The 10,746-nt window shown below is 41.8% G+C and carries 10 protein-coding genes and 1 other annotated feature; of the genes, 2 read left to right on the plus strand and 8 right to left on the minus strand.

Features of this window, described 5'->3' with window-relative positions; translation table 11 throughout:
* Window positions 1–349: 349 nt before the first annotated feature.
* Complete coding sequence (locus tag ACEW8F_RS05955) at window positions 350–1,333, plus strand: tyrosine recombinase XerC (RefSeq protein WP_373482556.1); 984 nt, start codon at window positions 350–352, stop codon at window positions 1,331–1,333.
* A gap of 77 nt (window positions 1,334–1,410) precedes the next feature.
* Window positions 1,411–2,055, plus strand: a complete 645-nt coding sequence (gene lexA / locus ACEW8F_RS05960; protein ID WP_373482557.1) for a transcriptional repressor LexA — start codon at window positions 1,411–1,413, stop codon at window positions 2,053–2,055.
* 45 nt (window positions 2,056–2,100) lie between these two features.
* On the opposite strand, the gene zapA is transcribed toward lexA, so the two are convergent.
* The 8 genes from zapA to rplT form a co-directional block, all read right to left on the minus strand.
* Entirely contained in the window at window positions 2,101–2,661 is a 561-nt protein-coding gene (gene zapA / locus ACEW8F_RS05965) for a cell division protein ZapA (RefSeq protein ID WP_373482558.1), read from the minus strand.
* Between the two features lie 108 nt (window positions 2,662–2,769).
* Window positions 2,770–3,648 carry a DNA-processing protein DprA gene (locus tag ACEW8F_RS05970; protein WP_373482559.1) on the minus strand — a complete coding sequence of 293 codons (879 nt, stop codon included), beginning with the start codon at window positions 3,646–3,648 and terminating at the stop codon, window positions 2,770–2,772.
* Between the two features lie 15 nt (window positions 3,649–3,663).
* A complete protein-coding gene (pheT, locus tag ACEW8F_RS05975; protein ID WP_373482560.1) occupies window positions 3,664–6,042 on the minus strand; it encodes a phenylalanine--tRNA ligase subunit beta in 2,379 nt (792 codons plus the stop codon).
* A gap of 13 nt (window positions 6,043–6,055) precedes the next feature.
* Entirely contained in the window at window positions 6,056–7,078 is a 1,023-nt protein-coding gene (gene pheS / locus ACEW8F_RS05980; protein WP_373482561.1) for a phenylalanine--tRNA ligase subunit alpha, read from the minus strand.
* A gap of 87 nt (window positions 7,079–7,165) precedes the next feature.
* Window positions 7,166–7,396: a binding site (T-box leader), on the minus strand.
* 37 nt (window positions 7,397–7,433) lie between these two features.
* Window positions 7,434–8,225 (minus strand): TrmH family RNA methyltransferase, encoded by a 792-nt coding sequence (locus ACEW8F_RS05985; protein WP_373482562.1) that lies wholly within the window; start codon window positions 8,223–8,225, stop codon window positions 7,434–7,436.
* 2 nt (window positions 8,226–8,227) lie between these two features.
* The gene (locus tag ACEW8F_RS05990) at window positions 8,228–8,896 is read right to left on the minus strand and encodes a TrkA family potassium uptake protein (RefSeq protein ID WP_373482563.1); all 669 of its coding nucleotides are present in this window, start codon (window positions 8,894–8,896) and stop codon (window positions 8,228–8,230) included.
* A 14-nt stretch (window positions 8,897–8,910) separates the two neighbouring features.
* Entirely contained in the window at window positions 8,911–10,287 is a 1,377-nt protein-coding gene (locus tag ACEW8F_RS05995; protein ID WP_373482564.1) for a TrkH family potassium uptake protein, read from the minus strand.
* 131 nt (window positions 10,288–10,418) lie between these two features.
* The coding region (gene rplT / locus ACEW8F_RS06000) for a 50S ribosomal protein L20 (protein ID WP_373482565.1) at window positions 10,419–10,746 on the minus strand (328 nt) is incomplete at its 5' end.

Raw genomic sequence — 10,746 nt, forward strand, 5'->3', positions numbered from 1 at the left:
AACACCAAAATTTAGATTATGGTTCATAATATTTAACAGATTCGTTATTATAATTCAAAGAAGTACATAAAAGTGGCAGAAAATGGATTATTTTTTACCACTTATGTGTCAAGTTAAGTCCGAAGTATATGTCAATGCACACTTTTTAAATCTGTATTTCTGAGCCGATGCCACAAAGAGTCAAAATCTTTTGTCGCGAAATGTAAGTTTCGTGACAAAACGGTTAAAATGTGATAAGCTATGATCAATTCATCCGTCTCAGCCAGATTACCCCAATGATCTGTGCTGTTCGGCTTTTCAACGGATGACGCTTTCACATAACTGCAAAATAAATTTTAGGAGTAATATCATGACAACCCCAACAAAGCTAACTGATAAAATAATTCCCAACAACACCTTGATCGAAGAATTCCTGAATTATGTGTTGACCATCAAAGGTTATTCCGAAAAATCGGCTCAGGCCTACCGTTATGATCTGATTATTTTTTTCCGGTTCATTAAGCGCTATTTTGCCATGGTTCCCCAAGCCCTAGACTTTGATGCAATTCCCATCGATGATGTCTCCATCGATGATTTAAAAGCTGTCAATCTGGGGATTCTCTATGCTTTTCTTTCTTATTCCAGCAAGGAACGGCATAATGCTGACGCCGCCCGCAGCCGGAAGGTCTCATCACTGCGCTCATTCTTTAATTACCTTTGTAATAAACAAAAGTATTTTCTGCCCAATCCAGTGACTGAACTGGAAATGCCCAAGTTGCCAGCCCGTCATGCCCGTTATCTGGAATGGGATGAAGCTGTTGATCTGTTAAAAGGCATTACCGGCCGTCATAAAGAACGGGACTTTGCCATTGTGACGCTGTTTCTAAACTGTGGGATGCGGCTTTCCGAACTCACCCAAATTAAAATTTCAGATATTAAGAACGATGCCCTGCGGATCATTGGCAAAGGCAACAAAGAACGGACGGTTTTTCTAAATCATGCCTGTTTAAAAGCGATTAACCGTTATCTGGCCGTTCGCCAGGAGTCCGATTCTCCCTATCTGTTTCTCAGCCAGCAGAATACTCCCATCAGCAATCGGGCAGTGCAGCACCTGGTCAAGAAACACCTGGCCAGCTGTGGCCTCAATACCGATGAAATCAGCGTCCATAAGCTTAGACATACCGCGGCCACCCTGATGTTTCGCTACGGCAATGCCGATCTCCGCTCGGTTCAGGAAATTCTTGGCCATGAAAATGTTTCGACAACGCAGATCTATACCCACGTAAATGAAGAGACGCTTCGGGACACAATGAATCAGAATCCACTATCTCAATTCGAAAGTGACGATAAATAAGTGAAAAAAGAGAACTTACGTTTGTTTTTCTTTTTCGGATATGTTATAATAAGCTATAAAAATTTGGAGGAATGCTAATGTATGAGGATTTAAATTCGAGACAGTTTGCAATATTAAAATTTATTGAAACCCAAATGCGCGATAAACGTTATCCCCCGTCAGTGCGGGAAATATGTGCCGCTGTTAACTTAAAATCCACATCCACGGCGCACACCTACCTGAAAAAGCTGGAAGAACTGGGATATATTAAGCGTGACTCGACAAAAACCCGAGCCATCGAAGTCCTGCGACACGATCCTAATGAAACAATTTCAAGTTATTTTGACGAAAAAACGATCGTTTCACTTCCCATTTTAGGTTGCGTGACAGCCGGTGCTCCGATTCTGGCAATTGAGAATATCACTGATGTTTTTCCCCTTCCTTTAGATTTTATCGGCACCGAAGCCGCGTTCATTCTTGATGTTAAGGGGACCAGTATGATTGATGCCGGCATTCTGGACGGGGACAAAATTATTGTCAAAAAACAGGACACAGCCAGAAATAATGAAATTGTTGTCGCCCTGCTGCTTAATGATAATGAAGCCACGGTAAAACGCATTTTTTATGAAGAAAACAATACCATTCGGCTCCAGCCCGAAAATAAAACCATGGATCCCATTATCTGCAGTGAAGAAAATGTTAAAATTCTTGGTAAGGTAACCGGATTAATTCGTAAATTTTAAACAAAAAAAAGATGTGTACACATCTTTTTTTTACATTGATTTTATTTAGTCCAAGTTCATTTTATCTTCGATATTTTTAAAGATATCTTTTTCGATATGATTCTTATTGGCCTTCACTAATTCGATCTGACTTTCAAAAAGTTGATTTTGTAAATCAAGAATTGTTTTGCGACTCGTTTCACTTTCAATCTTGCTTTGCCGCAAATGCTCGCGATATTGAGCCAGAAGGTCATTTTTTTCATCCAACTCTTTTTGCAGCAATTCTGTTTCTGCTGCCATGGTTTCATATTTTGTTTTTTCTTCTTCTAAAACGTCGTTCGTTTTCTTAAGTTCTTCTTTAACCAGTTTAATCTCGCCGATTTCTTTAGCTTTAAATTCTTCACTGGTACGAACTTCTTCTTCAGCCATGAAAAGCCGCTCGGTAATATTCATACAGCCGAGAATCGCAATCCGAATATGGTTGGTAAAAGGATTAGCAGCCTTGACGCGTTCCAATTCAGCATTGACATAATCAGAAACATGCTTGATATGCTCTTCGTTTCCCTTTGCCTTTAAATTAAATTCGGTATCTAATATGCGTAATTCCATTATTGTTTGTTCAGGCATTTTTTCCTCCTGGGTAATAAATTGAATTCTCTAGAAGTAATAAGCATCTTCTACTCTGTTATGCTCTATTATATGTAATAAACAAGAAAATTACAAATCATTTATCAATTAATAATTTTCGATGACTCGTGTTAGCTCCGTATTTTTGATGATCTGATAGTTTATCTGCTTCTGACTGATATGCGCAAAACCATCCCTGGATTCGTCATAGATAACTGGGATCGAGTAAATCGGTATTTTGTACTTGTTAGCGTAATCCAGGGTATGGATGGTTCCGCTACCCGGCGAAAAGTTAGACACGATCAAAAAATGGCTCGAAGCGCTTTGCAGACGATCCCGTTCGATGAATTTATAGGGCTGAACCACTTCATGATGACTGTATTCCGTGACCAGGCAGCCACCCTGATCACAAATTTTTTCCGCCAAGCCGCGATTTGATGGTGGATAAACCTGGGTCAAACCCGAAGGCAAAAAAGCCACCGTTTTTCCACCGGCATCCAGACACCCCCGGTGCCCATAATCATCTGCCCCGACAGCCAGGCCACTGATCACCACAAAATTATTTTCAGCCAAAATCTTACCGGCCTGAAAAGCAAAATCTGCTCCCAGCCGGGACGGCATGCGGCTACCGATAACCGCAGCCCGTTTGGGCTGGTTTAAGATTTCAAGATCGCCCTTATAATACAGTAAGACCGGGTGATCATCAAAAATCAGACCCGCCGGAAACCCATCATCCCAATAGGATTTGCATTGGATTCCCAGCTCATCACATTCATCAATTAGCCGTTTGGCATAAGCCATGGATAAATCAATCTCAACTGGACTGACTTGACTAGAAATAATACGAAAGGTCTGGCCGATTTCCACAATCTCCTTTAAATCAAGATTCTGGGGTTCGACAATCATTTCCAGCAAAAGGTTAACTTTCTGGCGTCCAACCCCTTTTAATTGCAGGAGCCCGATAATAAGCGCATGTAAATGATTCATAACCGTGCTTAGTTCTTATTCGCGGAGCTGGGCATCAAATGATCGCTTTAATTCGCTGAGGATTTGGTCGATCACGGGACTGATATCATTGTCGTTTAAGGTTCGTTCGTGATGCCTGAAGTTCACGGCATAAGCCAGACTCTTATAACCCTCGGGAATTTGCGCCCCGGTATAGACATCAAATAATTCGATGCTTTCAAGAATGTCGCCACTGTTTTTACGAATAATCGTCTCAACCGCTGCCGCCGGAATATCTGACTTTATTAAAATCGCCAGATCGCGATTTGAAGCGGGGAATTTGGGCAGATCGGTAAATTTATTATCCAGTGACGCGCATTCAAAAAGCGCCTCAAAAGACAATTGACACACATAACAACGCTTTGGCAATTCATAATTCTTAACAACCACCGGATGAATCTCACCAATTTCGCCTAATTTTATCCCATCGACAAAAATTTCAGCTTTGCGACCAGGATGAAGGAAGTCTGATCCACCGGCGATAAATTCCGGATATAAAATTCCGGACTGCTCCAGTAATAGCTCGACAACGCCTTTTAATTCAAAATAATCGTCGCCGCCATAACTGCTGATTGCCAGTTTCTGTTCTTCGATGGGCAGTTCACCGGGCTTGGTATTCTGGCGATAGGTATTGGACAATTCGAAGAACCGACCATCGGGATTTTTTCGGTTATAGTTCAGTGAGATCGCTTCTAGTTGGTGTCCAATCAGGGTATGGCGCATAATGCTGTTTTCTTCCCCCAAGGGATTAATCAGCGGAATGAGGTTATCATGAAGCGGTGAATTCAGCCCGTGAAGGCGCTTTTCGCTGGTGAAAGAGGATGTCAGTGTTTCATAATAGCCCTGACCTACCAGGATGTTTTTAAGCGTGTCTTGAAATTTTTGAACCGGGGTTTTACCGCCGACCATGGTTTCGCCCCCCATGATGGTACCAGGAATCATATCATAGCCAAAAATCCGCACCACTTCTTCAGCCAGATCTTCTCTGAGGTCAATATCCAGCCGATAACTGGGGACTTCAACTTCCAGAACATGATCAGATATTTTTTCGACCTTGAAAAACAACCGGGTCAGCAATTTTGAAATCTCATCGATGGTCAGCGAAATGCCCACAAAAGCATTGAACCAATTGGTATCCAGACTGACTTTTTTTAAGCCTTCCACTCTGGGATAAACGTCGATCAGCCCTTCAATGACTTCGCAAGCGCCGATTTCTAACAGCAGATGCGTTGCCCTAAGGGCGGCAACGCCAGCCAGTTCGGGATCAACACCCTTTTCAAAACGGGCCGATGCCTCGGTTCTCAGACCCAGCTGTTTGGCCGTCAGCCGAACACTGCCTTTGTTAAAATTGGCCGACTCCAGCACGATCAGACTGGTTTTTTCGGTTATCTCGGAATTTTCACCGCCCATGACGCCGGCAATTGCCACCGGGGCCTTACCGTTGGTGATCATCAGCATCGTTTCATCGATGTCCCGTTCTTTGTCATCAAGGGTCACAATTTTCTTATTGGTGGTGGTTTTAACCACAATTTCCTGGGACTGGAGGCTATCATAATCAAAGGCATGCAGCGGCTGGCCCAGTTCGAGCATCACATAATTGGTAACATCGACAATATTATTTATCGGACGCACGCCGCTGTTGAGCAGTTTGATCTGCATCCACAATGGCGATGCTTCAATATTTTTGACTTTCAGCATCTTGGCCACATAACGGGGACAGGCGGGATCTTCAATTCTAACGCTCAAATAATCGGCAATCTGATTGGTACTTTCAGCGGTATCATAGGTGGTAACACCGGCCATCGGGAGATCCAGAGTTGCTGCCGCTTCTCGGGCGATGCCGATGATCGATTGGCAGTCCGACCGGTTAGCCGTTAATTCCACATCGATGATCACATCATTAAGCCATAGCAGTTCTCGGGCATCCATTCCCAGCGGCGTATTTTCCGGGAGAATCAGAATCCCTTCCATGATTTCTTTGGAAAACAAGTCGGTATTCATACCCAGTTCTTCAATCGAGCAGAACATCCCGTAGGAAAGCAGTCCGCGAAAATCATTGGTGCCGATTTTGGTACCATCGGCAAGCACGGCCCCATCAACAGCCACCGGAACGACGGCACCGACAAAGACGTTTTTGGCAGCGGTAACGATCACCCGCTCGTCGGTTCCCATATCCACGGTACAGACAATCAGCTTATCGGCATTGGGATGGGATTCAATTTTGGTGATTTTTCCAGTAAAGATATTGACAACATTTTCAGATACAACGGTCATTGTTTCGACTTTTGTACCTGACATGGTCAACGCCTCGCCAAAATCATAAGGGGACATTTTTATATCAACAAATTCTTTTAACCAATTTAGTGAAACGAGCATATGATGGTTCCTCCTATTTAAATTGCGCTAAAAAACGCAAGTCATTCTCAAATAATAAACGCAGATCATTAATTCCATATTTGATCATGGTGATCCGGTCAAGGCCCATGCCAAAGGCAAAACCGCTGTATTCATCGGGATCGATGCCGCAGAACCGTAAGACGTTCGGGTGAACCATGCCACATCCCAGAATCTCGATCCAACCAGTATTGCTGCAAACTTTACAGCCAACGCCACCGCATTTAAAACAGGTGACATCCATTTCCGCACTTGGTTCGGTAAAATAAAACTGGTGGGGTCGGAATTTCGTTTTGGTCTGTTCACCAAAAAGTTTTTTAGCAAATAAATCCAGGGTTCCTTTGAGGTCACTCATGGTGATGCCCTTATCGATGACCAGGCCTTCCATTTGATGGAAAACCGGCGAATGGGTGGCATCTATTTCGTCGCAGCGATAAACCCGTCCCGGTGAGATAATCCGCAACGGCGGCTTCTGTTCCTGCATGACCCGCACCTGGACTGGCGAGGTCTGGGTTCTCAAAACAATGTCGTCTTCGTAATAAAAAGTATCCTGCAAGTCTCTGGCCGAATGATCCTGGGGAACATTCAGATAGTCAAAATTATATTTAGCCCATTCAATTTCGGGACCTTCGGCAATCGAAAATCCCATTCCCAGAAATATTTCTTTTAATTCATTGACGGTTGTAGTTAAAGGATGAAGATTTCCAGCCTGACGCTTTCTTCCCGGCAATGATACATCAATGCTTTCTTCCCTGATCTGAGCTTCGATTTCCATTTGTTCAAGCGACTGCTTCTGGGCTGAAATATTATTCTCAATTTCTTCCCGGATTTCATTGGCCAACTTGCCAATAATTGGACGTTCCTCGTTGGAAAGCTTACCCATCCCCTTCAGGGCAATGGTCAGCTCCCCTTTTTTTCCCAGATACTTTATTCTCACATTATCCAGTGTTTTTAATTCTTCAACGGCATTAAGATCAGCCAAACAGCGATCTCTTAATTGTTTGAGTTCTAACTCCATTTCTTTCTCCTTTTTTACGCATTATAAATCATTAGCATTTTAATTTATCTGTATTTTAAATCATTAAAATAAAAAAATCGTCCTTCTAAAAAGGACGAAATAATTCCGCGGTACCACCTTAAATTAATACTGATTGCATTCACTCAAAATTTTAACGCAATTAACGTTAGAGGCTAAAGGCCATCAAGATCGGATGATGACGTTCACGTCTAAAACTCCAGAGGGAACTTCAATAAATTTAAACACAAAATCTCTCAGCCTGGGATTTTTTCTCTGTAAAATTCAATATTTATTTACTCGCTCTATCATTGTTGATAAGCTATTCAATTTTTGCGTTGATTTTGTTCTAAAAAACTTATTTAAAATCTCTGATCAGGTCATACATAATAATCCCTGCTGCAGTTGCCACATTAAGTGATTCAGCCTGACCGAAAATGGGAATTTTGAGCAAAATGTCGCAGCATTTACTCATCTCATCCGACATTCCCTGGGACTCATTCCCCATGACCATCGCAAACGAGCCGGTCAGGTTTTCCCGCTCCCATAAGGAACTACCCGTTAAGGATGTGCCTATGATGGTGATCGGCTGATTTTTTAATTGTTTCACATAGTCGAGCAATGACTCGGCTTGGTAAATCGGCAGGTGAAAAACTGAACCCATTGAACCGCGCAGCACTTTCTCGTTATAAATATCAGCCGTTCTAGCGGATGTCACCACACAGTCAAAGCCAGCTGCATCAGCCGTGCGGATAATGGTACCAACATTGTAAGGATCCTGAACATCCTCCAGTAACACATACCGTTTGAATATTCCTGGCGTAACACATACTTTAGGAAGTATACCAATAATCCCTTCCGGTTTTTGCAAACTGGAAACGGTTGATAAAATTAAAGCGGTAACCATCATGACGGTCACATTTTTTTCAGCTAATGCAATTACATAATCACTGTTTAAACCAGCATTGTTTTCCAACCATTCTTTGGTAATAAATATTTGTTTAAACGGCAAATCATTTTTAACGGCCTCCAGAAAAAGTTTGGTTCCTTCAATGGCAAAGGTCTCCTCTGAATCTCTAAAAGATTTACTGCTAAGCTTGCGCAAATATTTAAGTTGATCATTATTTTTTGAAGTGATTTCCGAAAACATCGTTAATGATCTTTTCGTGATAGTTTATTAATTTCATTAATGGATCGATTTTCGCCCATGACAATCAGCTTATCGCCAGAACGAACGATATCACTTGCAAGGGGTGAAGCATTTAAAACATCAAGAGTCCGAATGGCAATCACATTTAAGCCATACTTTTCTCTTAGGTTCAGTTGCTCCAAAGTTTTTCCTACCCAGATATGAAGGGACTCCACTTCAACAATGGAATGATTGGTATCCAGTTCTAGAATATCGATAAAATCACCTGAGAACAGATTATGTGCAACCCGCTCGCCCATATCTCGCTCAGGAGAAAATACTTTTTTAACCCCTAGTTTAAGTAACACCTTTTCATGTTGGGCATTATTAGCTTTCCCATAAATCTCGCTGATTCCCAGCTCCTGAGCATTGACAATGCCCATGATACTGCTGTTAATATCAGAAGTGATGGACACAACGACGGCATCCACATTTTTTAAGCCAATCGACTTCAACGCATTGATATCTGTCACGTCCGCCTGCACCGCATAAGTTACTAAATTCGCAATGTTTTGAATCTTTTCTTCATCTTTATCGACAACAACAACATTACAGCCCAACTCACTGAGCGTGATGGCAAGTGCTTCACCAAAACGCCCTAAACCAAGGACTGCAAACTGCTTTTCTTTCAATTAATAATCCTCCTCTAGCCAATCATAATATTGCCTTCCGGCAATTTAAAATTACCCACGTTTTCCCGGGCTCGTTTTTCACTGCGTGAAATCGCATAGGCTACCGTCAAGGGACCCAGCCGCCCGACAAACATAGTAATACTGATGGCTATTTTTCCCCCAATTGATAAATGAGGGGTCAATCCGGTTGTTAAACCAACCGTACCAAATGCAGAAAGCACTTCAAAAACCACTGTTTCAAAAGAAGCATCGGGTTCAGTACATAATAACACAAAAATCATTAAAATGACAATAGCAAACGCAATAACAATAACTGAAATTGCACGACGGATGGCCGGACCAAAAATAGTGCGTTTAAAGGCAACTACATCCTTTTTTCCATGTAATACCGAGGCAACAGTCATGATAATAATGGCAAAGGTGGTTGTTTTAACACCCCCACCAGTAGAACCGGGTGAAGCACCGACAAACATAAAAAGCATGGTCAAAAACAGTGATGGCGGTGTCAGCGCGGCAATATCGATGGTATTATACCCGGCCGTTCGCGGTGTCACCGACTGGAAAAAAGCAGCCATGAATTTTACTGGCAGCGATAAGTTACCCAAGGTTTTGGGATTATTAAACTCAAAAATAAAAAAAAGTACAAAACCGACAATTAAAAAAATACCAGTCACGGTTAATACCAGTTTAGCATGCATACTCATCTTTTCAAACTTGCGCACATTAATCAAATCACTGGTAACGGCAAAACCCAATCCACCTAGAATAATTAAACCGCCAATGACAAAATTGATGATGAAATTACCCACATATTTTGTTAGACTTGAATAATTGCCGAACAGATCAAAACCGGCATTACAAAAAGCTGAAATGGCATGAAAAAAACTATAGGCTGTCCCCTGTAAAAACCCGTATTCAGGAATAAAAACAAGAGCCAGCAATAAAGCTCCAATTCCTTCAATTGCTAGCGATGAGAAGAAAATGTATTTGGTAAATTTAACAATCCCGGCAATCGAGTTCATATTCACGGAAGATTGAATTAACAGCCGGTCTTTGATAGTAATCCGTTTTCCGGCCAGAACAAAAAACATCGTCGTCAGTGACATAAAACCTAACCCACCAATCTGGATCAGAAAAATAATGACGACCTTGCCAAAGGCCGACCAAAACGTGCCGGTATCAACAACCACTAACCCTGTCACACATACTGCTGAAGTTGATGTAAACAAAGCATTGACAAAACCACCGCTCACCCCAGATTTGCTGGCGATGGGCAATGTAAGAAGAATTGCTCCCAGCAGAATAACCAGAGCAAATCCGTAGATCAGCATTTCCGCAGGGGAGCGCTGTCCAACAAATCTATTGAAATTCCAACGTAATTTTTCTGCCACGATTCTGTCTCCACCTAAAATATTTGACAATCATACATATTTTAACATGCTGCTATAAAAAAGCAACAATAATATACAATAAAAAAACTTCCCAAGCATGGATAATCCGTTGAGAAGTTTTTTCAGTACGATTAGTTCATGTTTTTCTTTGATACTTCAACTAAGTCTTTGAAAGCATTGATGTCATTCATCGCCAAATCCGCTAAGATTTTACGGTCAATTTCAACACCTGCCTGTTTTAAGCCAAACATGAATTTGCTATAGCTTAAGCCATACATTCTGGCACCGGCATTGATTCGGGTGATCCACAATCTTCTAAAATTTCGCTTCTTTTCTTTACGGCCAACATATGAAGATCTGAGTGCTCGCATAACGGCTTCATTTGCTGATCTATATAACTTACTTTTAGCACCATAATAGCCTTTTGCAAGTTTAAGTACTTTTTTATGTTTCTTTTTG

The organism is Acetobacterium sp., assembly GCF_041752335.1.
In the GTDB taxonomy this organism is placed as follows: domain Bacteria; phylum Bacillota; class Clostridia; order Eubacteriales; family Eubacteriaceae; genus Acetobacterium.

Bases quoted from the DNA above. Each gene is read 5' to 3' on its own strand.
- ACEW8F_RS05955 (WP_373482556.1), top strand. From the start codon at position 350: ATGACAACCCCAACAAAGCTAACTGATAAAATAATTCCCAACAACACC.
- lexA (WP_373482557.1), top strand. From the start codon at position 1,411: ATGTATGAGGATTTAAATTCGAGACAGTTTGCAATATTAAAATTTATT.
- zapA (WP_373482558.1), bottom strand. From the start codon at position 2,661: ATGCCTGAACAAACAATAATGGAATTACGCATATTAGATACCGAATTT.
- ACEW8F_RS05970 (WP_373482559.1), bottom strand. From the start codon at position 3,648: ATGAATCATTTACATGCGCTTATTATCGGGCTCCTGCAATTAAAAGGG.
- pheT (WP_373482560.1), bottom strand. From the start codon at position 6,042: ATGCTCGTTTCACTAAATTGGTTAAAAGAATTTGTTGATATAAAAATG.
- pheS (WP_373482561.1), bottom strand. From the start codon at position 7,078: ATGGAGTTAGAACTCAAACAATTAAGAGATCGCTGTTTGGCTGATCTT.
- ACEW8F_RS05985 (WP_373482562.1), bottom strand. From the start codon at position 8,225: ATGTTTTCGGAAATCACTTCAAAAAATAATGATCAACTTAAATATTTG.